This window comes from Arthrobacter sp. CC3 (assembly GCF_039907775.1).
Classification (GTDB): domain Bacteria; phylum Actinomycetota; class Actinomycetes; order Actinomycetales; family Micrococcaceae; genus Arthrobacter.
This window is the reverse complement of record NZ_JARCCY010000021.1, coordinates 41,686-61,886: the sequence shown is the minus strand read 5'-3', so window position 1 is coordinate 61,886 and position 20,201 is coordinate 41,686. Positions and strand designations below refer to the sequence as shown.

The 20,201-nt window shown below is 64.5% G+C and carries 21 protein-coding genes; 8 read left to right on the top strand and 13 right to left on the bottom strand.

From position 1 onward, the window contains the following. Positions 1-76 precede the first annotated feature (76 nt). Positions 77-592 (top strand): hypothetical protein, encoded by a 516-nt coding sequence (locus PV761_RS14020; RefSeq protein ID WP_347897597.1) that lies wholly within the window; start codon positions 77-79, stop codon positions 590-592. Positions 593-698: 106 nt separating this feature from the next. On the opposite strand, the gene PV761_RS14015 is transcribed toward PV761_RS14020, so the two are convergent. From PV761_RS14015 to PV761_RS13985, 7 genes are all read right to left on the bottom strand, one after another. Then, positions 699-833 (bottom strand): hypothetical protein, encoded by a 135-nt coding sequence (locus tag PV761_RS14015; RefSeq protein ID WP_347897595.1) that lies wholly within the window; start codon positions 831-833, stop codon positions 699-701. 174 nt (positions 834-1,007) lie between these two features. Further along, a complete protein-coding gene (locus tag PV761_RS14010) occupies positions 1,008-1,745 on the bottom strand; it encodes a GntR family transcriptional regulator (RefSeq protein WP_347897590.1) in 738 nt (245 codons plus the stop codon). An 80-nt stretch (positions 1,746-1,825) separates the two neighbouring features. After that, positions 1,826-2,833: an ABC transporter permease gene (locus PV761_RS14005; protein ID WP_347897588.1), complete on the bottom strand. Its 1,008-nt coding sequence runs from the start codon at positions 2,831-2,833 to the stop codon at positions 1,826-1,828. Next, on the bottom strand, positions 2,830-4,359 hold the full coding sequence (locus PV761_RS14000) for a sugar ABC transporter ATP-binding protein (RefSeq protein WP_347897586.1): 1,530 nt from the start codon (positions 4,357-4,359) through the stop codon (positions 2,830-2,832). Before PV761_RS14000 ends, PV761_RS14005 begins: the two co-directional genes overlap by 4 nt. Before the next feature lie 5 nt (positions 4,360-4,364). Then, on the bottom strand, positions 4,365-5,363 hold the full coding sequence (locus PV761_RS13995; protein ID WP_347897584.1) for a sugar ABC transporter substrate-binding protein: 999 nt from the start codon (positions 5,361-5,363) through the stop codon (positions 4,365-4,367). Positions 5,364-5,655: 292 nt separating this feature from the next. Further along, entirely contained in the window at positions 5,656-6,651 is a 996-nt protein-coding gene (locus tag PV761_RS13990; RefSeq protein ID WP_347897582.1) for a PDR/VanB family oxidoreductase, read from the bottom strand. Positions 6,652-6,692: 41 nt separating this feature from the next. Beyond that, positions 6,693-7,928, bottom strand: coding sequence for a cytochrome P450 (locus PV761_RS13985; RefSeq protein WP_347897580.1), 1,236 nt, complete (start codon positions 7,926-7,928; stop codon positions 6,693-6,695). Between the two features lie 182 nt (positions 7,929-8,110). On the opposite strand from PV761_RS13985, the gene PV761_RS13980 reads away from it, so the two are divergent. The 4 genes from PV761_RS13980 (at position 8,111) to PV761_RS13965 (ending at position 11,952) form a co-directional block, all read left to right on the top strand. Continuing rightward, positions 8,111-9,133 carry a LacI family DNA-binding transcriptional regulator gene (locus PV761_RS13980; protein ID WP_347897578.1) on the top strand — a complete coding sequence of 341 codons (1,023 nt, stop codon included), beginning with the start codon at positions 8,111-8,113 and terminating at the stop codon, positions 9,131-9,133. 115 nt (positions 9,134-9,248) lie between these two features. After that, on the top strand, positions 9,249-9,518 hold the full coding sequence (locus PV761_RS13975; RefSeq protein WP_347897576.1) for a DUF2470 domain-containing protein: 270 nt from the start codon (positions 9,249-9,251) through the stop codon (positions 9,516-9,518). Then, on the top strand, positions 9,509-10,528 hold the full coding sequence (locus PV761_RS13970) for a hypothetical protein (RefSeq protein WP_347897574.1): 1,020 nt from the start codon (positions 9,509-9,511) through the stop codon (positions 10,526-10,528). The genes PV761_RS13975 and PV761_RS13970 overlap by 10 nt, the downstream gene beginning before the upstream one ends. Next, entirely contained in the window at positions 10,528-11,952 is a 1,425-nt protein-coding gene (locus PV761_RS13965; RefSeq protein ID WP_347897623.1) for a sugar porter family MFS transporter, read from the top strand. Before PV761_RS13970 ends, PV761_RS13965 begins: the two co-directional genes overlap by 1 nt. 53 nt (positions 11,953-12,005) lie before the next feature. Here the strand turns inward: PV761_RS13965 and PV761_RS13960 are convergent, their stop codons facing one another. Beyond that, positions 12,006-12,311, bottom strand: coding sequence for a hypothetical protein (locus PV761_RS13960; protein ID WP_347897572.1), 306 nt, complete (start codon positions 12,309-12,311; stop codon positions 12,006-12,008). Positions 12,312-12,409: 98 nt separating this feature from the next. After that, complete coding sequence (locus PV761_RS13955) at positions 12,410-13,189, bottom strand: SDR family NAD(P)-dependent oxidoreductase (protein ID WP_347897621.1); 780 nt, start codon at positions 13,187-13,189, stop codon at positions 12,410-12,412. 83 nt (positions 13,190-13,272) lie between these two features. On the opposite strand from PV761_RS13955, the gene PV761_RS13950 reads away from it, so the two are divergent. Then, complete coding sequence (locus tag PV761_RS13950; protein ID WP_347897570.1) at positions 13,273-13,890, top strand: helix-turn-helix domain-containing protein; 618 nt, start codon at positions 13,273-13,275, stop codon at positions 13,888-13,890. Positions 13,891-13,953: 63 nt separating this feature from the next. Here PV761_RS13950 and PV761_RS13945 read toward each other — a convergent pair whose 3' ends face one another. Further along, complete coding sequence (locus tag PV761_RS13945; protein ID WP_028269725.1) at positions 13,954-15,537, bottom strand: amino acid permease; 1,584 nt, start codon at positions 15,535-15,537, stop codon at positions 13,954-13,956. Positions 15,538-16,035: 498 nt separating this feature from the next. Between PV761_RS13945 and PV761_RS13940 the strand changes: the two genes are divergently transcribed. Together PV761_RS13940 and PV761_RS13935 are read left to right on the top strand one after the other, a co-directional pair. Next, positions 16,036-17,439, top strand: coding sequence for a DUF6421 family protein (locus tag PV761_RS13940; protein ID WP_347897567.1), 1,404 nt, complete (start codon positions 16,036-16,038; stop codon positions 17,437-17,439). Next, on the top strand, positions 17,436-18,194 hold the full coding sequence (locus tag PV761_RS13935) for an SDR family NAD(P)-dependent oxidoreductase (RefSeq protein WP_347897565.1): 759 nt from the start codon (positions 17,436-17,438) through the stop codon (positions 18,192-18,194). The genes PV761_RS13940 and PV761_RS13935 overlap by 4 nt, the downstream gene beginning before the upstream one ends. A 30-nt stretch (positions 18,195-18,224) precedes the next feature. On the opposite strand, the gene PV761_RS13930 is transcribed toward PV761_RS13935, so the two are convergent. The 3 genes from PV761_RS13930 to PV761_RS13920 form a co-directional block, all read right to left on the bottom strand. Then, on the bottom strand, positions 18,225-19,094 hold the full coding sequence (locus tag PV761_RS13930) for a serine/threonine-protein kinase (protein ID WP_347897562.1): 870 nt from the start codon (positions 19,092-19,094) through the stop codon (positions 18,225-18,227). Further along, positions 19,091-19,393 carry a hypothetical protein gene (locus PV761_RS13925; protein WP_051628742.1) on the bottom strand — a complete coding sequence of 101 codons (303 nt, stop codon included), beginning with the start codon at positions 19,391-19,393 and terminating at the stop codon, positions 19,091-19,093. The genes PV761_RS13930 and PV761_RS13925 overlap by 4 nt, the downstream gene beginning before the upstream one ends. Positions 19,394-19,604: 211 nt before the next feature. Then, positions 19,605-20,144: a MarR family transcriptional regulator gene (locus tag PV761_RS13920; protein WP_051628724.1), complete on the bottom strand. Its 540-nt coding sequence runs from the start codon at positions 20,142-20,144 to the stop codon at positions 19,605-19,607. Between the last annotated feature and the right edge of the window lie 57 nt (positions 20,145-20,201).

Genomic DNA, 20,201 nt, shown 5'->3' with positions numbered 1-20,201 from the left:
CATCAAAGTGTGGCGTAACGAAGAAACGAAACCTGCCTCGCCGAACGAACGCAGAACTCCATTCATACTCGCGGCAGTGATTATCGTCTTGGTGGCATTTCTGTCGTGGCAGATACTTTCGTTGCAGCTGGCCCTAGGTACTCTGGAAGAATCAGTGCCGATAGCGCTATTGCTGAGCACCGCTGTGACCGGGGCCACAGCGGCGGGCCTTATCGGCTACAGGGGGCTAAGCCGGAGTGATCCCTTTGAGCCGGAGCTTCGTTGGCAGGCCCTTCATCTGGGAACCGTAATCATCATACTCGCCGGGAATTGCCTGCAACTCTGGATTGGGGACTGGTTCGCTGAGGTCCTTGCCACGCTTTGGGCTGATTGGGCCGATGCTAGAGCATTCGTCAAAGTCTCTATGGCGACCCTCAGTGTCACCGCCACCGTGGGGGTCGCCTTCTTCTCAGGCGTCCGAACAATCTGGTGGTGGACGGTCTTAGAGGAATTACAGCGGAAACGTCCAGCTTTGAGGAAGTGGGGCGATCGCCTCAATCGACGACGAGAAGCCACGGCTGCAGACTTAGTCTCAGGAGCCGCGTCGCTTTAGGTGGGGGGATGGAAATAGGTAGCAACGGGCTCGGGGAGCGCCTGACTGGCTTTTCCTGGTTTCGATGGCTTCTAAGACCGGGACTTTGCGGAAGTAGAACCAGCCATCAAACCTCCGCCACAGGAGCCGCGAACTGGGCCTCGTACAGCTGCTCGTAAGTCCCGCCCGCAGCCAGCAACAATGCAGGCACCATGCCCTTCCGCGAGCGCAGCTCGCGCCGGGAAACCGAGGTGACATCCACGCCGTCGAGCGCTATCCGCCCCGCATCAATCTCTTAGAACCGCATCACCACCAGCGTCCTCTTCCCGGCCCAGCTGGGAACCTAATCGCCGCGATCTTCTGCCGTACGCGGCGACGGTGAGCGACGCCGGGGACCTCCCGCCGTCGTCCGCCTGCGTTTCGGTGAGGTGCCTACTCACCGCTGCACAAGCGTCACGTCGAAGGTGTACGAGTCGGCCCGGTAGAGATGCCGGCCGGTTTCGATGGCGCGGCCGTTGTCGTCGGACGCTGTTCGCTGCATGGTGACGAGGGCGCTACCCGGGGTGACACCGAGGAGCCCGGCCTGCCGCGCGTCCGAGGTGGTGGCGCCGATGCTCTGGCTCGCGACTCGCAGGTTGATGCCGGCCCCGCGCAGCAGTCCGTACAGTCCATTCACCTCGAGGAGCGCCGGGGTGATGCCGGGGATGGTGCCGGCGATCCAGTTCTCCATCAGGGAAAGCGGCTCCCCGCCAACGGAGCGGAGCCTGATGACGTGGTAGACGGTGGACCGGGGCGGAAGCTGGAGGGTGTCCTGGATCTGTGGTGCGGCCGGTCCGTGCGAGAAGGAAGTGACTTCCGTCGCCGGTGTGCGCCCGCTGCCGGTAAGGTCATCGAAAAGGCTCGTGAGATCGATGGCGCGGCGGATGGGACCGGCAACCACCTGCGTTCCTACGCCGCGTTTGCGGACCAGCAGTCCCTGGCGGACAAGCTCGTCCATGGCCTGTCGCATGGTGGGCCGGGAAAGCCGCAGCGTTGCGGCGAGGGCGAGTTCGCTCTCCAGCCGCTGACCCCGGGCCAGGCGCCCGTCATGGATGGCGGCTTCTATGCCCGATGCCACCTGCCGGTAGAGCGGGACGGGCGAATTTCGGTCGACACGCAGGTCCAGGGACGGCATTGGGTGGCTCCTTGGTCCAGCGTTCCGGTGGGTTGGGAGAGGTGGCGCCGGCGGCCGTGCGGCCGCCGGCACCAGCGTGTTTAGTTCCGTTTGTTGAAGATGACGTCGACGGCGACCGCAAGGATGATGACTGCACCCTTGACCATGCCCTGCCAGTATGCCGCGACGCCGAGCAGCACCAGGCCGCTGGACAGCGACGCGAGGATGAGAACTCCGACGATGGTCCGCGGGACCGATCCGAAGCCTCCGCTGAGCCGGGTGCCGCCGATGATAACCGCAGCGATCGCATCCAGTTCGGCTCCCGGCAGGGCCACCGGGGAGGCAGTCTGGAGCCGGGCGGTCAGGAGGATGCCGGCGATTCCGGCGCACAAGGCGCAGACAATGTAGGCGATGGTCAGGACCTTGTTGACCTTGATGCCCGCCAGTCGGCTGGCCTCGAAGTTTCCGCCCACTGCGTAGATGTGGCGTCCGAAGCGCGTGTGGGCGAGGACGATGTGGGCTGCGATGGCGATGCCGATGAACCAGAACACTATGCTGGAAACGCCCATGATCTTCAGCGACGTCAAGCCGGCGAGCCAGCCCGGAAGCTTGCTGACGGAGCCGCCGTCGTTGATCAGCAGTGCCACGGACGTCAGGATCGTGTACATGCCCAGGGTGACGACGAACGGGTTGACCTTGGCCCTGGAGATCAGGGTGCCGCTGACCAGTCCGACAATGATGGAGGACAGTACGGCGAGGGCGATGGCCGGGAACATCCCGAGGGGGCTCACCAGACCAACCACCATTCCGGCGACGACGGCGGTGCGGGCGACGGCGAGGTCGAACCCGCCGGTGAGCATCACCACGGTCTGGCCGATGGCCAGGATGCCGATCACGGACGCGCTGAGGAGGATGTTGCGGATGTTGCCCTCGGACAGGAACTCCGGACGGACCGCTGCAAAGACCAGCAGCAGGACCCCGAAGAAGATGATGAGGCCGTTGCGGCGGAGAACGGGACGAAGCTGCTTGGTCCAGTTCGGCCGGGAGGACGACTTCGGCAGCTGCGCCCCGGTTGGTGTGGCAGCTGGTGCCGTGGATTGGATGGTCATTGGTTTGCTCCCTGCTTGAGGTGTTCCTCGGCCGCCATGCGGGCCCGGAGAACGGCTTCTTCCGTGGCGTCCTTGCCACTCATTTCCGCCACGACGCGGCCTTCGTCAAAGACGAGGACCCGGTGGCTCATGCCCTGCAGCTCGGCCTGATCCGCCGAGACGATGATGACGGCCATGCCCGTTGCGGTCAGCTCCACGATCTGGTCATAGATTTCCCGGCGGGCACCGACGTCGACGCCGAGCGTGGGCTCGTCCAGGATCAGCAGCTTCGGCGAGATGGCGGCCCAGCGTGCAAGTAGGGCCTTTTGCTGATTGCCGCCGCTGAGGGTGACGATCTCCTGGTTGGGGCTGGCCGACCGTACGTCGAATTTGCGGATCAGGTCCAGGCCGATCCTTTTCTCCGCCCGGGGGTTGATGATCCCCAGACGGCCGAGCCCGTGGGCCTTGACCAGGGTGGCGTTCCGCCAGACAGACAGGGACGGGATCAGTCCGTCCGTTTTGCGGTCTCCGGACACGTACCCGATCCCGGCCGCCGTCGCGAGGTCGGGCCGCCCGTGCGGGAGCGCCTTGCCCTTCAGCGTCATGGTTCCGCGGCCGTTGTCCGCACCGAAGATGATGCGTGCAATGTTCCGCTGGCCAGCGCCGATGGCGCCGGTAATGCCGAGGATTTCACCGGCGTGGACGGTGAAGCTGACATCGCGGGCCCGCTTCCCGGAAACACCCTTAACTTCCAGGACCGGCTCGGGACGGACTGCCGGCAGCTCGGGGAACAGGTCGGTGATCTGGCGGCCCACCAGCAGCGGGATGATTTCGTCCGGCACGGAGTGTTCCTTGTCCAGTTCACCGGCGTAGGACCCGTCACGCAGCACCACCACGCGGTCACAGATCCTGGGGATTTCATCAAGCCGGTGGCTCACATAAAGCACGGGGATCCCCTGGGCTTTGAGCTTGCGGATGACGTCGAACAGTTCGTCCACTTCGTCCGGGTTCAGGGCCGCCGTGGGCTCATCCAAGATGATCAGGGTTCCCGCTTCGCTGGAGGCCTTGAGGATCTCGACCCGCTGGCGCTGGGCAACGGTGAGGTCACCGGCCAGGGTTTTGAGGGGCAGCTCGATGCCGGAGCGGTCCACGAGTTCCTGGGCACGGCGCAGGGTTTCGCGCTTGCGGATCCAGAAGTTCGCGCCCTTGGTGCCGGGTTCCTTGCCCAGCACCAGGTTCTCGGCGACGGTGAGGTTGTCCGCCAGCATGGAGTGCTGGTGAACGGTGGCGATGCCGGCGGCGAGGGCCTCGGAGGGTTCCTTAAAGTGGGTGTCCGTGCCGTTGATGACGATAGTGCCGCCGTCGGGACGGTAGACGCCGGAGAGAACCTTGATGAGCGTCGACTTGCCTGCGCCGTTTTCGCCGAGCAGGCCGACTACTTCACCGGCGTACAGGTCAAGATCGATTCCCTTGAGGGCCGGCACGCCGGCGAAGAGCTTGCGGATGCCCTTCGCCGACACACGGGGTGTTTCTGTTGTGGCAGGCACTGGTGTCACCACTCGCCCGGGTACTGGCCGACGTTTTCCTTCGTCACCTTGACGGCGGAAACCTCAACGGTGGGGCGGTCGCCAAGGGTCGCCGTCGTGACCTGTTCCTTGCGGAGGATCTTCACCAGCGTTTCGACGGCGGCAGTGGCGTCCTGCTTCGCGGACACCCAGACGGTGCCGTACAGTTCACCGGCCTGCACTGCTGCGGTGCCTTCGATGCTTCCGCCGATGCCGATCACCTTGATGCCGTCCTGGCGGCCCTGTTCCTTGATGACGCGGGCGGCGGCGACGGCCTCCGGGTCAGTCTGGGCCAGCATGATGTCCACCTTGGGGTGCTTCTGCAGGAGGGTCTGGGTGACTTCGACCGCTTTGGTGGGGTCGAAGTCGTTGGACTGCTTGTCGATGATCTTGACGTTGGCTGCCCCCTTGATGCCTTCCATGAGGCCCGCCGACCGTTCGATCTGCGGGGTGGACCCCAGGGTTCCTTCCTGCAGCACTACCTGGCAGGGGTTGATGTCCTTGCAGGCCTGGACCACCAGTTCGCCCTGCATCTTGCCGATGGCGACGTCGTTGAAGCCGACGTGGACGCGGGGGTTGGCGCCCTCCAGCCCGCCGTACGGAACTTCCAGGGTGCGGTTGCCGGTGATCAGGACGGCGTCGGCGTCGGAGGCCGCCTGGGCCACCGAGGCGTTGGCCTTGGGGTCCACGGAAGCGATGATGATGCCCTTCGCGCCGCCGACGAGCAGGCTGTTGACCTGGTCGTTCTGGGTGTTGGCGTCACCCTTCGCGTCGGAGAAGGAGGCTTCCACCCCGAGCTTCGCGGCGGCGTCGCGGGCTGCGTTCTGCCATCCCGTCCAGAAGGTCTGGTTGCCGGCCGGGAGGGCAATGCCGATCTTTTCCTTGCCTCCGCTGGCCGATTCCGTGCCGGCCCCTGCTGCCGAGCAACCGGCGAGTGCGAGGGCGGCGACGGCGCTGATGGCGGCGGTCTTGGCGAGTTTGTTCATGTGCTTCTCCTGAAAGTTCTTCGTTGGACTGATGCAGGTGGAGTGACCAGAAATCCCTCATGTTCTGACGTACATATGTCAGTACAAACTAGGGCTGAGGAAAACTGTAGCGCTCCAATGACGCAGGTCACAAGCGTTTTGGACAAAAAATTGTTGCGCTACAATTTTGGGCGCGCTGATGTCGTCGCGGTCGTTGGAACCGGCCCGGGCCACGTGGATGGGCCCGCCAAGGGCCCGGGCAACCCGCGGGCGGCGGCGGGTGACAAGGCCCCGGGGGCGGGGGCGAAGAGGCTTAGACGTCCAGCACCAGGAGCGGGCACTTCGAGCGCGACACGCAGACCATCATGCAGTCATTGCGGCCTTGCTCCTCCTTGGTGAGCACGGAATCACGGTGGTCCACCTCGCCCTCGAGCACTGGCGTTTCGCACGTGCCGCAGGTGCCCTCGCCGCAGGACGAGAGGATGTGGATGCCGTTTTCCCCGAGGGTTTGGAGCGTGCTCTTGTCTGCGGGGACGGTAATCCGGCGCCCGCTCTTGGCGAGCTCGATCTCGAACGCTGTGTCAGTAGCGCCCTCGATCACCTTTGGCGCGAACCGCTCGTAGTGGAGGGCGCCTTCCGGCCAGGTGGCGTTGCAGATTCTTTCGACCGCGGCGAGCAACGGCTCGGGGCCGCAGGTGTAAACGACGGACCCATCATCGGGCGATCCGAGGATGGCGGCCAGGTCCATGAAGCCGTTCGTGTCCTCCGGCCAGACGGACACGTGCTCGCCGAGCGTCTCAAGTTCCTCGCGGAGCGCCATGGATCCGGCCGTGCGGCCGCCGTAGTACAGCTTCCACGGCTTGCCCTTCTTCTTGACCTCGCGGATCATCGCTGCGATCGGGGTGATTCCGATGCCGCCCGCGATGAACACGTACCGTGCCGCATCGACGAGCCCGAAGTGGTTCCGGGGTTCCCGGATGGTCAGGGCCGCTCCGATGTGTAGCGATTCGTGAACATAGCGGGATCCGCCGCGGCTGGCGGGTGCGTTGAGGATGCCGATTGTGTACGAGCTCAGGTCGCCGGGGTCGCCGCAGAGCGAGTACTGGCGCGTGATGCCGTTGCCGAGGAGCACATCGATGTGGGCACCCGGCGCCCAGGCAGGCAGTTCGGATCCATCGGCGGCCGCCAGGGTGAGGAGGACGACGTCGGTCGCGGCGTCGGTGCGCGCCACAACCGTTGTTTTGATCTCGCGCTCATCCTCCTCGAGGGCGGGCGTGGTGCTGTTGAGGGTCATGAGTCCGGTGGACATGTGGCTTCTTCTCTCTTCCTTGAGCTAGGCGAATCGTTGAGTTACGCGAACGCGACCGGGACACTGTCGAGGACGTAGGCGTTCGGGGTGGTGGTGTAGCGGCGTGGCTCAGCCGTCAGCTCGAAGGTGCCCTTGCGGGCCACGAGCTGTTCCAGGGCCACTGTCGTTTCGAGCCGGGCCAGCGGGTTGCCGAGGCAGCCGTGGAGGCCCTCCCCGAAGCCAAGGTGCGGCTTCGGCGTGCGCAGGATGTCGAACTTGTCCGCGTCTTCAAAGACGGATTCGTCGCGGTTGGCCGAGCCGAGGATCAGGAACACGCGCTTCCCTTCGGGTATCTCCACGCCGTTCACCTCGACGGGACGGGACGTGGTGCGGGCGGTGACCTGGAAAATGGTGCGGTACCGTAGCGACTCCTCGACCGCGCGCGGGATGAGTGCGGGGTCGTTGTGCAGTGCCTGCTGCTGCTCGGGGTTCAAAGCAAGCTGCTCGAAGAGGGTGGACATCGTGCCGGCGGTGGTTTCCACTCCCCCGAGATACAAAGCGAAGGCCAGGCCCGTGGCTTCCGCAGCGTAATCTATGTCCTCCGGAGCGAGCGGTGCGCCGTCGATCTCGGCTTGGACGATCGCCGTCAGAACGTCGTTTCGAGGATTCTCCCGGCGCTCACGCAGCAAATGGGCGAGGTATTCGCGAAGTTCCCGCGACGACTCGCGGGCAAAGTCAGTCAGGTCCGCGGAGCCGAGCTTCCGGTCCTTGATGCCATGCGTCCAGCGCACGAACTTATCGCGGATGTCCCCTTCCGGCATGCCGAGGAAGTTGTAGAACACCTCGAACGGGATGGGCCATGAGTAATCGGCGGAGATGTCCACGTTCCTCTGGTCGGCGAACTTGTCGATCAGCTGGTCGCAGACCTGGCGGACCTCGTCAGTCAGCGCCCTGATGCTGCGGGGCATGAAGGAGCGTTGCACGGCGGCGCGAAGCTGATCGTGGCGGGGATTGTCGATATTCGGCAGCATGCCGGGGTAGCCGCTCTGCTCCTGCTCGAAATCATCGATATCCACGCCTTGGAAGTTGAGGTACGTTCCGTGATCCTTCAGGGCAGCTCGCACATCATCGAAACGGCTAAGGGCGAAGAAGCCCCACTTCTCGTTGTAGTAGACCGGCGCTTCGCTGCGCAGCCGGCGATAGGAGGCAAACGGGTCGTTCTGAAACTCCGCCGTGAACGGATCGTAGAGGGGCGCGTACTCGCTCTCAACGTACGGCTTCTCAATGCTGGTGGACATCGGTGTCCCTTCCTCAAGTAGTGTTGGCGCGCGCTAATGTTGACGATATTAGCGCGCGCTAATATTCGCGTCAATAGGTCTCGGCGCGTCTGGCACGGGGCTCGGCGCTACTTTGCGCAGCCACCGGCCCGCCGCCGCGGCTACATCGATGGCGCGCGCCAAGATTGAGGTATTCTGCATCTATGCCAGCAGCTTCCGTGGGTGATGTCCGATCAGTGACGATGGCGGACGTCGCCCGCGAGGCCGGAGTTTCCCGGCAGCTCGTCTCGCTCGTCCTGCGAGAGGTGGGCTACGTTTCCGAAGAGAAGCGTGAGCTCGTACTGCGCACGGCTGAGCAGCTCGGCTATCGAAGGAACGCTCTCGCCACAAGCCTCGCGTCGCGCCGCACCAATTCGATCGGCCTGGCCATCTTTGACCTGCACAACCAGGTCTACGCCGACTTCGCAGATGGCGTTCTCGATGTCATCCAGCCAGCCGGATTCCAGCTTCTGCTCTCCACGAACACCCGGGACCAGAAGAGCGTCGCCGCTGCGGTCGAGTCCCTCATCGGCCTCCGCGCAGACGGCCTCCTGCTGGCGACCCACATTCCCGGCGAGCTTAATCTGGCCCGACTGCTGGCCGGCACACCGACCGTGACCATCGGCGAAGATCCGGACATCGAACGCGTCGACGCGGTGCACGGCGATGACCGCCTCGGTGCCTACCAGGCCACCAGGCACCTGCTCGGACAAGGGCATCGCGATATCGTCTATATCGCCGGTCCGCCCACCCAGCAGAACACAGGCCGCAGCTCCGGCTACGCCGAGGCCATGGCGGAAGCGTCGCTGCCGACGCGCGTCGTCGAAGGCGACGCGACGGAGGCCGGAGGAGAACGCGCCCTGCTGGAGATGCGACGCTCGGGAACCCTCCCCACAGCAGTGCTCTGCTACAACGATTCGACCGCATTCGGCGCACTGAGCTGCGCCCAGCGTGAGCGCCTGCATGTTCCCAACGACCTTGCCATTGTGGGCTACGACAACACCCGCGCCGCTTCCTACCCCGGCGTCGACCTCACCTCCATCGATCAACAGGCCCGGGCCATGGGCGCACACGCAGCAGAACTCCTGCTGGAGCGGATCGCCGACCCTGCGCGCGCCGTGGAAAAACTGACCCTCGCACCGCAACTGATCCTCCGCGGCTCCTCCAGCTTTTACCGAGGCACGTAACCCTTTCAACGAGTCGGAACGGAACCCTTTACAGCAATGTTGGCGCGCGCTAATATCAAACCTTAGAGCGCGCCAACACTGGCGTGCGGGACCACCCGATACCAATGGAGGTACCGTGTACAACCCGACCGAAGACGTTGTGGGCATCATCGCGTCCTACATGAATGAGAACCAGGCCGAGGCGCTCGATGACATCGCCCGGGCGCACGGTTTCACCGCCGACAACGCGAAGATCATCGATCTCACCAGCACCGAACTCGTGCTGCGCGTCTCTGACGCCGCCGATGCGGATACCGCCCGCATCGCCTGGCCCGCGCCGCTCACCCGGCGCGAGGACATCCGCTCCCACCTGCTCGAGATGCAGGAAGCTGCCCGATGGTCCTGAACGTCCACACGAACGCCGGGCCGCAGAGCCGGGCGGTCGACGGCTGGGAGGATCTGACCCATTCCCTGCCGGCGACGCAGGGCTGGATGCACTCCGGGATCGCCGTCGATGCCACCGGGACCATCTACTGCGCACACCCCGAGGGACACGCCCTCCTCGAAATCGCACCTGACCGTTCCACGCGGACTGTGCCGGTGCCCTTCCCTGAACTCCACGGCATCGCGCTGAGCGGCGTCAACGGACTGCTCGCGGTTGCGGACCCCGGATACCGGATGACCCGATTGGATGCCGCCGGCCACTACAAGGAGGAGTTCACGCCAGGGCACGCGGCCCTCATCGACATCGCCGATGGCCACGTTGTGGTCGAGTTCGCACAGCCGGACATCGAGGCCTACCGCCACGATGTGTGGCGTCCGACATCGATCACCACCGCGCTAACCGCCGCCGGCGATCATGACGTCTGGATCGCGGACGGCTACGGCGCCAACCTCGTCCACCGTTTTGCCGGCGACGGTACTTACCGGAGCACGGTCGACGGCTCCGAATCGGGGCGGGCGTTCGATTGCCCTCACGGGATCCTGCTGCGCCCGGCTGCCCAGGGCCTCGAGATCGTCGTCGCCGACCGCGGCAACCATCGGCTCGTGCGCCTGGACCGGGACGGCACCTATAAAGGCGCGTTCGGCGAGGACGACCTCGACAGTCCCTCATCCCTTGCCATGCTCGGCGGCCACCTTTACGTGACCGAACTCTTCGGCGGCATCGCCGAGTTCGACTCCGCCAACCACTTCGTCCGAACCCTCGAACCCCGTAGGGCCCGTTCAAACGAGGAACCGGGCTGGCCCAACGCAGTCGGTCCGGACGACACCCTGGCTTCCCCCGCCCTGGAGTCCGCGGTCCTCAACAGCCCCCACGGACTCGCCGCCCACGAGGATCACCTCTTCGTCACGGAGTGGTTCATCGGCGGCCGCCTCGCGCGCATCGCCCCGCGCCACATTAGGGAACGAGCGTGATGCGCAACGACAGCGTCGGCACGAGCACGGCCGCGCTGCCGGCACTCGGGAGCGGCGGCCACACGCGGCGGCTTCTGTGGATCACGTCCATCGCTACGATCGGCGGGCTGCTCTTCGGGTACGACACCGGCGTCACCAACGGCGCCCTCGCCTACATCGTCGATTACTTCCATCTCGACAGCTTCCAAGAGGGCTACATCACCTTCTTCCTCCTCATCGGCGCCGCGATCGGCGCCATGCTCGGCGGAAGGGCGGCCGACGCCGTCGGACGGAAGCGGCTCATCATGGTGATGGCCGCGGTGTTCATCATCGGCGCGGCCGGCTGCGTCACTGCGTTCAACCTCGAATCGCTCCTGTTCTTCCGCTTCACCCTCGGCCTCGCCGTCGGTGCCTCGTCCGTCGTCGTACCCACTTACCTCGCCGAGGTGGCCCCGCACGAGAAACGCGGAAGCCTCGTCTCCCGCAACGAGTTCATGCTCGTCGTCGGCCAGTTCCTGGCGTTCCTGCTCAACGCGATCATCGGAAACGTCTGGGGCTCCAACGAGCACGTCTGGCGGTACATGCTCGCCATCGCGGTCGTCCCCGCGGTCCTGCTCTTCCTGGGCATGCTCCCCCTGCCCGAAAGTCCCCGCTGGCTCGCCGGCCGCGGCCGTCACGAGGAAGCCCTCACCGTCCTCAAGACCATCCGCTCCGACGAGCGCGCACGCGCCGAGATCGCCGTCGTCGAGCACCTCGAAAGCATCCGAGCCCACGAACCCCGCACCAGCCTCCTCGACATTGTCCGCGAGACGTGGCTGCGCCGGCTGCTGCTCCTCGGCATCGGCATCGCCTGCTTCCAGCAGCTCACCGGCGTCAACTCCGTCATGTACTACGGCACTCAGGTCCTCGAGCAGGCCGGCTTCACGCGCAACACCGCCCTCACCTTCAACGTGCTCTCAGGCGTGATGGCGGTGATCGCCGTGGGGGTAGCCATGACGCTCGTCAACCGTTTCAACCGCCGGGCCTTCATGCTCACCGGCTACATCGGCACCACCACAGCGCACATCCTCATCGGCTGCGTCGGCATCATCCTGCCCCAGGACAACCCGCTCCGCCCCTGGCTTCTGCTCATCCTCATCCTCGGATTCATCGGCATCATGCAGGGCTGCCTCGGACCCATCCTGTTCGTGCTGCTCTCCGAGATCTTCCCCCTCAAAGTGCGTGGACTCATGGTAGGCGTAACCATGTTGGCCCTCTGGGTCACCAACGCGATCATCGCCCTGGTGTTCCCGACGCTCATCAACGCGCTCGGATTCGGCACCTTCTGGCTCTTCGCCGCCATCGGATTCTTCGCCATCTGGTTCGTCGCCGTCGCGCTGCCCGAGACGCGGGGCCGCAGTCTGGAAGAGATCGAGGACTCGTTCCGCACCCGCTTCGGACGCTAGGGGGCTACGGTTCGCTGAGAAGCTGCCCCCGAAGCGGAAGGGCTACGGTTCGCTCAGTTCGCCGGCTTGGCGTTTCTACCGATTCTGTATCCGGCCCAGAACGCCAGGACGAGCAGTCCGGTGACTGCGACCGCCAAGCCGATCTGCGTCCCTTGACTGACAAATGCGATGCCGTTCCCGGTGAAGACCTCGTTGCTCAGCGGAGCGTAGGCGAACCAGCCGAAAGTGGCATTGGCGTTGTTCCATGCGAGGAAGCAACCCACCAGCACCGCAACAAGCCCCACCAAGGGCAGGATGGCAGCAGAGACTCCGGCCGGCTTCGGTGTTTCGTGGTCCCCGGACGTGTTGTTTTCCCCCATGCAGGCGAGTCTAACGGGGCTTCTCCCTGCGGCACGAGACTGAGCGTACGACGGCGGGATGTCCCGCCGTCGTACGCTGGCGCTTGGGTGCCACTCCCCTACAGCGCCGACCAGCCGCCGTCGGACGCGAGGATGGCGCCGTTGACGTTGGTGCCGTCGTCACTGAGGAGGAAAGTGATGGAGGCGGCGAGCTGCGCCGCTGTGGCGGGCGTGGGGACGGTGGCCTGCATCAGCGGGCCGAGGCGTTCGGCCGCGAGCTGGGATCCCCAGTTCGCCACGATGTTGGTGATGGTGGGGCCGGGGGCCACGGCGTTGAAGCGCAGGCCTTTGGGCCCGTACATCACGGCCGAGTTCTTGGTCAGGCCGACGACGGCGTGCTTGGACGCGGTGTAGGCGGCACCGGCTGCGGAACCACGCAGGCCTGCCTCGGAGGCGACGTTGACCACGGAGCCGGTGCCGGCGTCGAGCATCAGCGGCACCACGGCGCGGGTGAGGCGCATGAGGGCGGTGACGTTGATCCGGAAGACGCGGTCCCAGAGGTCGTCGTCGATTTCGTGGATGGGGGCGAAGTTGTCCATGATGCCGGCGACGTTCGCCAGGGCGTCCACGCGTCGGCCGGCGGCAGCGACGACGGCGGCCACGGTCTCCTCGGTGGAGATGTCGCCGGCGACGGGAACCAGGTCCAGTCCGGCGTTCTCGGCCACCAGGGCGTCCAGGCGTTCCTTGCTGATGTCGGCGGCGATGACGCGGCCACCTTCCTTGGCGATGCGCAGGGCGGTGGCCTGGCCAATGCCCGAGGCTGCGCCGGTGACAATGACGGTTTTGCCGGCGAACCTGCCGCCGGTGGTGGCTTCCTGCCATGTAGCTTCGTTGCCCATGATGTCCTTCCAGACGTTGCTTGTTGAGGTGGAATCCACCTTATGACACTCTGTGTCATTATGTAAGGGTGAATACTGGTGGGATGCCTTCGGATGATGTGAAGACCGCCGTTCCTCGCTCCACCGGTCGCCCCGTAACGATTGATCCCGACGCCGTCGCCGCGATCGCGCTGCGGCTGTTCGCCGAGCGCGGCTACGAGCAGACCTCCATGGAGGACATCGCGCGCGAGGCCGGAATCGGACGCAAGAGCCTGTATCGCTACTTCTCCAGCAAGGCCGAGCTCATCTGGGGCGGCATGGAGCCGGTGGTTGAGGCTTCGGGGCGCGTTCTGGATTCAGCGCACGCTGGGAGCGCGTCCGCGGGCGCCACTGGCGGCGACGTCCTGGCCGGGCTACGCGAGGCGGCTGTCGCCGGGGTTGCTGTACTGCCAGACCTGGCGGTGACGCGCGGCCGACTGCGGCTGATTGCTGAACATCCCGAACTGGCGAGCCGGAGCTACGAGTCGCTGGCGCCGCAGCGGGAACGGGCACGGGCATATTTGGTTTCAGCCGGTCTTGGCGAGGACGTTGCCGGGTATCTGTGCGCCGCGTTCATGGGCACCACGTTCGAGGCCTGGATGCAGTGGGCCGCGGGGACGGATCCGGATCCCGTGCCGTATTTGGTGGCCGCGGTTGGGGTGCTGCGGGTGCCGGGCTCATAATCCTTCCCGGCGAAGACGGGAGCCGGGTGCTGCTCTCACCCGGCTCCCCTCATTCTGGCCTCGTTAGTGGGTGGCGACCCTGGGTTCGTCCTCGACGTCCTTTGGTGCCGTGAGATCCATCTCGAGCAGCGGCACTACTTTGGACTTGGTGATGTAGCGGTGACCCAGCCATAGAACGATGAAGACCGGCAACCCGATGTAGGAAGAAAGCACCTCCACGGACCGTCCGGCAAGCACAGCCTCGTAGTTCTGTCCCGCGATGACCAGTATGAGCAGGGCGAAGGCCAGCAGCGGGCCAATGGGGAACAGGGATGCCTTGTACGGCAGGTCACTGACTTTGTTTCCCTGGGCCAGGAAGCCGCGCCTGAAACGGTAGTGGGAGACCGCGATTCCCGCCCAGACGATGAAGCCGCATAGGCCCGACATGTTCAGCAGCCAGGAGTAGGCTGCACCCTGCCCGACGATCGCGGAGAGGAATCCGAAGAGTCCCACGGCCGCCGTCGCGAGCAACGCCGCGATCGGCACGCCACGCGTATTGGTTCGGCCGAAGATCTTCGGGGCCATGCCGTCATGGGCCATGGCGTAAAGCATCCGGGTGGAGGCATATAGTCCGGAGTTGCCCGCGGACAGGATTGCGGTCAGGATCACGGCGTTCATCAAGGCCGCCGCGAAGGCAATTCCGGCACGAGAGAAGACCAGGGTAAAGGGCGATGATGCAATATCGGACTCACCGGAGGCCAGCAGGCTCGGATCGGTGAACGGGATGAGGCAGCCGATGATAAAGATGGCGCCAATGTAGAAAAGCATGATGCGCCAGAAGACAGTGCGGATAGCTTTCGGCACCTCGCGGCGCGGGTCCTTCGCTTCGCCTGCGGCGACTCCTACGAGCTCGGTGCCCTGGAAGGAGAACCCGGCAACCATGAAGACCGAGATGATCGAGACCCAGCCCCCGTGGAACACGTCGTCGCGGTTTTCCCAGTTGCTCAGTCCCGGAGAGTTATCCCCGAGGATGCCGAAAATCATCAGCACGCCGGCGATCAGGAAGAGCACCACGGCGCTGACCTTGATCAGTGAGAGCCAGAACTCCGACTCACCAAAGGCCTTGGCCGAGAGGGCATTGAGCCCGGTCAGCACCAGCAGGAAGAACCCTGCCCACACCCACCCTGGTACCCCCGGGAACCAGAAGTCCATGATGATTCCGGCCGCGACCAGCTCTGCGGCCACCGTGATGGCCCAGTTGAACCAATAGTTCCAGCCGATCGCGAACCCAAAGGACGGGGAGACGAAACGGGTGGCAAAGGACTGGAACGAACCGGCAACCGGAATTTTGGCGGACATCTCGCCCAGTGACTGCATCAACAGGAATACCATCAGCCCAACCAGCGCGTAGCCGGCCAACGCCCCGCCGGGACCCGCCTGGGAAATGGTGCTGCCCGAGGCCACAAACAGCCCGGTACCGATCGCACCGCCGATGGCGATCATCTGCAGGTGGCGGTGGTTTAGCCCGCGCTTGAGTTCGTTGGTGGATTCGCCGGAACCGTGATCTGCCGCTATCGCAAGGGAAGACCCCTCTGTTCCATCGGGCTTGATTTCTTCTTCGAAATCAATAGCCCGATCACTTAATTGCGTTTGGGAGCCAAGTCCCATGGTGCCTCCGAAAAGGGTAGCTGCGGTGAATTTTGGGCCTTCCGAAGCCCTCGGGCCGGAAGGATGGTGATCAAGCTAACACAGGCAAAGGAGGCGCCATTTGGCGTCGCGAATGTTGCACGTCCGACGGGTCAAGTCCTTACGCATGGGCGGTGGCAACCCAATCTGAGCACAAGAGTTGCTGATTTGGCATCGCTCAGTGACTAAGCAGCCCTGATGATCTGCTATGGCGCGTCGATAAGCCGAGGACAGCCAATGCCACTGCTGGGACAAGTGGCCGGAGCCGAACCTCCGCTCGCCCCGATATCGCTACCTCGCCATCGTGATGCGCGGTATCTAGGATGCCGTAAAACAGCCCGAGCCAAAGGTCGGGCGGAGGCATAGCACTGAAGAACAATCGACAAGCAAAAGTATTTCTTATTCATACGGGAAGAATCCTTCACGGATGCTTACGCACTGCTAGCTTCTTCAGGAATCCCCTCAACGGAAGGAACGAGCATGTCTGTATTAGCAAACCCTGAAGTGACAACCATCCAGGCAGAAGACCTCAAGGCGCTCCCCGCATGGCAGGCCCTGAAGGCAGCCGTCGTCGGGCTGCAGCAAATTCAAGTGCAGGACGGTTCCGTTCCGGAATCCGCTGACCATGACCACGCCCGCCGGAATGTCTGCATCATCACGGACTCAATCAACGATCTGCGCCGCCACCTCCCCCACGATGCGGACTACCTTGAACTGCTCGTGCAGGACTTCCAGCGGTGGGCCTCCGAGGGCTTCGCCGTACCGGATTTCCTCGACTCATTGGTAGCCTTCCACCCCGAGCAGTGGCGCATCGACGGGCTGCCGCACCTGGTTCTGTTTCCCATGTACACGCAGAACGGCAGCACCAACCGCTACTTCGAGACTGTCCTCATCGAGGTCATTTGGCCTGCATTCGTGGCTGACCTGGAGGCAACAAACTACTCCAATAAGCTGTTCGTCCCCATCAGCTTCATTGATTTCACGCCCGGCTATGACACGAACTCCGCAGTTCTCTTCCCCGAGAGCGTAGCGGTCCGGAGCACCCCTTCCTTCACGTGGGGAGGCATCTTCGCGGACCGCGAAGCTGCCCGTTTCCGTCGCGTCCTCAAAGCCGCTGCCGACATCACTTCCCTGGACCTGCCGGCTGACGCCGCTGAACTGCTGGAGGACCAGCACCTCACGGAGAAGACCTTCGTGATGTGGGATCTGATCCATGACCGGACCCACATGCGCGGAGACCTGCCCTTTGACCCGTTCATGATCAAACAGCGCATGCCGTATTTCCTGTACTCCCTGGAGGAGCTCCGCTGCGACCTGACCGCCTTCCGCGAATCAGTCCTCATCGAGCGGGACGAAACGGCATCCGAGGACGCCCGCAAACACGCCAAGCTGGTCCAGTACGCCGTGATCTTCGACCGGGTTTTCCGCTTCGCGATCACCGGGAACCGGGTCCGTAACTACGACGCCGTGGGCGGCCAATTACTGTTCGCATGGATGCACCAGCACCGGGTCCTGCACTGGACTGATGGAAAGTTGAGCATCGACTGGAAGGACGTCGCCGGCGTGGTCGTCGAGCTGGGTGTCCGCATCGAGGAACTCTACTGGCGTTCAATCGACCGGCCGAAGACCGCACACTGGCTGGCTGCCTACGAGCTCGTCGCCGAAACACTCACCCCCCACCCCGCCTCCGTGTGGGCCAAGGGACCGGAGGCCCTTAGGCTCGACGGCCCGCCCCGGGATCTGACGGACCAGATCCTTGATGACGAATTCCCCCTGTCGATGTTCTACGAAGCACTGGAGAAGAAGATGCGCCCTGTTATTGACTCAACTGCAGGAATCACGGGTAAGAGCCCTGTCAAGACTGAGGGCGAGGCGGGCGCATGAGCCAGAACCTCTCGGGGCGTACGGTCGTCGTCGCCGGTTCCACAAGCGCAGCCGGCGTCGCAGTAGTCCGCACCCTCTCGCAGGCAGGGGCACGCGTAGCCGCCGTGGACATTCTTGAGGACCGGGTGCAGGAGCTCGCGGTAGCGTACGACAACGTCACGGGCTATGTGTGCAACCTCGCGGACCTGCAAGCCGTTGAGGACCTGGCGACGTCTGTCCGGACCGATCTGGGCCCCGTGGACGGCCTTATCCATCTTGTCGGAGGGTGGCGAGGCGGTACCGAAATTACAGACCAGACGGATGACGACTGGGAGTTCCTGCACACCAGCGTCCTTACCACGCTGAGGAACACCAGCCGCGCCTTTTACGACGATTTGGCGGCCTCCCCTGCGGGTCGCCTGGCCGTCGTTTCCGCACAGTCCGCCTCCTCGCCGACAGCGGGCGGCGCCGCCTATGCCGCCGTCAAGTCCGCCGCCGAGGCATGGACCCTGGCCGTGGCCGACGGATTCCGTCGGGTGCAGGGAGAAAACGAAAGCCCCCACTCCGCCCAGCACTCAGCCGCCTTGGTTTTCGTCGTCAAGGCTCTGGTCGATGACCGGATGCGCGCAGCCCAGCCGGAACGGAAATTTCCGGGCTACACCGATGTCAGTGTCCTTGCCGACGCTGTACAGCGAATCTTCGGCCTGGAGGCAGAACAGATCAACGGGCAGCGCTTGCCCCTCACGGCCGGCCACCTCGCGGGTGCACCGGTATAACGCCAACTGCCTTAGAACTACGGCTACCGGCTACCGGCTGATCTTGTGGAGCGTCCGGTGCACCTCAGCGGCGCTGGGTCGCCGGGCAGGGTCCGCGTCTGTCATGGCGAGGAGGAGCCGGGACCAGCGCCGCTGGACGGTGGCGGGAAGCCGCGGCGAGCGCAGGGTTCGGGCGACCATCGATTCCAGGGCGGGCCCGGGAAAAGCCTTGATGCCGGTGAGGCTTTCGAAGATCACCAGGCCAAGGGCATAGATGTCGCTGGCGCTGGTGGTGTGCTGTCCGTGGACTGCCTCGGGGCTCAGGTAGTGCGGGGTGCCCGATACGTCCGTGTTCGGGCGGTGCCAGGAGCTGGTGGCAATTCCGAAGTCGATGAGTTTGGCTTCGGCTTTGGAGGAGACGCCATCAGTCCGGCTCACCATGATGTTGGCGGGTTTGACGTCGTTGTGCACGATGCCTTTGCGGTGGATGTAGGACAGGGCCGAAGCGACTCCGCCCATCCACGCCGTCACGTCGGCGGGGTCCAACGGCCCGTCGTGGATTGCCTTTCGGAGATCGGTCCCCGCGGCGAGTTCAGCCGCGACGTAGTTCCGGCCCGAGCCTGTGCCGCCGTCGGCCGGCATACGGCCATACCTTTTGATCCGCACGATGTTGTTGTGGTGCAGGCGTGCGTGGAGCTCAATCTCGCGGTTGAACGGCGAGTCGGGATGGACGGTCCCGGTCCGGAAGATCTTGAGAGCCGCAGATCCGCCGCTCAGCAGGTCCGTCGCCTCATAGACGTCAGCTTCCGCGCCGCGCCCCAGCAGTGCTCCAACCCGGTATCCCCGCTCCAGCGCGCGGCGCCCGCCCCCGGCAACGCCCAGCCGGGCAGCTGCCGCCGGCCGGATCAGGGTTGCCGTCACTGGAGCAGTTCGAGAAGCTCGGCATGCGTGAGTCCGGCTTCGGCGGCGATGGCAGTGGACTCGGCCCCGGCAGCCATGGCGCTTTTCACTGCGGAGGCAAATGCGGCCTCCGCGGCATCCATTTCCCATTGGAGGGTCTCAAGGCGTGCCCCCGCTGCGTGAACCGCGGCCAAGGGGTCGACTGCCAACTCGAGTCCAAAGCTGTCCTGCCGGAAGCCGCAGGCGCAGACCCATTCCCCCATGTCCGTGTGGGTCTGCGCCCAGGGCACCGAGGGAGACGGAGCCAGCGATGGCGTCATTCTGGTGCCACAGTGCAACGGCGCCCCGTGTGCTGTCTCGTGGCTTGCCGGCGCTTCCGGGCCGGCTGGGAGCTGATCGCTGAACTCCCCCGTGAAGCTGACGGCCCGCCCGGGAAGGGCGCGGGGTTGAAGGGGAAAGCTGGAGGTTGTCCGTTCTGCCACAGCGGTCATGTGATCCATCCCTAAATAGCTAGCCAAGTACCTAGCTAGACTACCTAGTTTTATTTGGATGTCCAGCAGGGGGTTGACCCGACTCGCTGTCGAGCGTGTCCACCGCGTCCCGCATCGCCAGAAGGAAGTGCGTGACAGCGGCAGCCTGTTCGGGCGTGAGGGATTCGGCAACCTCGATCATGCGCTGGTGCATCTTGCCGAGGGTCTGGCGGACTTCCGCGTCCGCGCCCGGGGTGGGGCGGAGAAGGATGGCCCGACGGTCCGACGGGTGAGTTTCGCGGGTGACATATCCCCCGGTCACCATTCGATCAATCAGGGATGTCATGGATGCCGAGGTCATGCCCAGGCGGGCCGCAAGCTCTTTGGGTTGAATGCCGACGCCGGCCTTGTCAGCCTCCAGCAGGTAGCGCAGGGCGAGAAGGTCGGACTCTCCCATTTCCATGGAGGAACGCGTCCGGCGCCTCATGGCGGTTTCAGAGGCCCTGTACTCACGAAGGGCGTTCAGGACCGCAACCGCAGCAGCTCTATGCTCCTGCTCCGAGGGATACCAATAGCCGTCGCCTGCACCATATGCATTCATCAGGATTTCCTTCGACCGCCTAGTTACACGCTGAACTAACCAATAGATGGTAGCCCA

What these genes read in the sequence shown, in the direction of transcription:
- PV761_RS13940 (WP_347897567.1), top strand. Translation starts at nt 16,036, where the DNA reads ATGTCTGTATTAGCAAACCCTGAAGTGACAACCATCCAGGCAGAAGAC.
- PV761_RS13995 (WP_347897584.1), bottom strand. Translation starts at nt 5,363, where the DNA reads ATGAACAAACTCGCCAAGACCGCCGCCATCAGCGCCGTCGCCGCCCTC.
- PV761_RS13970 (WP_347897574.1), top strand. Translation starts at nt 9,509, where the DNA reads ATGGTCCTGAACGTCCACACGAACGCCGGGCCGCAGAGCCGGGCGGTC.
- PV761_RS13925 (WP_051628742.1), bottom strand. Translation starts at nt 19,393, where the DNA reads ATGACGCCATCGCTGGCTCCGTCTCCCTCGGTGCCCTGGGCGCAGACC.
- PV761_RS13955 (WP_347897621.1), bottom strand. Translation starts at nt 13,189, where the DNA reads ATGGGCAACGAAGCTACATGGCAGGAAGCCACCACCGGCGGCAGGTTC.
- PV761_RS13965 (WP_347897623.1), top strand. Translation starts at nt 10,528, where the DNA reads ATGCGCAACGACAGCGTCGGCACGAGCACGGCCGCGCTGCCGGCACTC.
- PV761_RS14005 (WP_347897588.1), bottom strand. Translation starts at nt 2,833, where the DNA reads ATGACCATCCAATCCACGGCACCAGCTGCCACACCAACCGGGGCGCAG.
- PV761_RS13980 (WP_347897578.1), top strand. Translation starts at nt 8,111, where the DNA reads ATGCCAGCAGCTTCCGTGGGTGATGTCCGATCAGTGACGATGGCGGAC.
- PV761_RS13935 (WP_347897565.1), top strand. Translation starts at nt 17,436, where the DNA reads ATGAGCCAGAACCTCTCGGGGCGTACGGTCGTCGTCGCCGGTTCCACA.
- PV761_RS13960 (WP_347897572.1), bottom strand. Translation starts at nt 12,311, where the DNA reads ATGGGGGAAAACAACACGTCCGGGGACCACGAAACACCGAAGCCGGCC.
- PV761_RS13945 (WP_028269725.1), bottom strand. Translation starts at nt 15,537, where the DNA reads ATGGGACTTGGCTCCCAAACGCAATTAAGTGATCGGGCTATTGATTTC.
- PV761_RS14010 (WP_347897590.1), bottom strand. Translation starts at nt 1,745, where the DNA reads ATGCCGTCCCTGGACCTGCGTGTCGACCGAAATTCGCCCGTCCCGCTC.
- PV761_RS13950 (WP_347897570.1), top strand. Translation starts at nt 13,273, where the DNA reads ATGCCTTCGGATGATGTGAAGACCGCCGTTCCTCGCTCCACCGGTCGC.
- PV761_RS13990 (WP_347897582.1), bottom strand. Translation starts at nt 6,651, where the DNA reads ATGTCCACCGGACTCATGACCCTCAACAGCACCACGCCCGCCCTCGAG.
- PV761_RS13985 (WP_347897580.1), bottom strand. Translation starts at nt 7,928, where the DNA reads ATGTCCACCAGCATTGAGAAGCCGTACGTTGAGAGCGAGTACGCGCCC.
- PV761_RS13920 (WP_051628724.1), bottom strand. Translation starts at nt 20,144, where the DNA reads ATGAATGCATATGGTGCAGGCGACGGCTATTGGTATCCCTCGGAGCAG.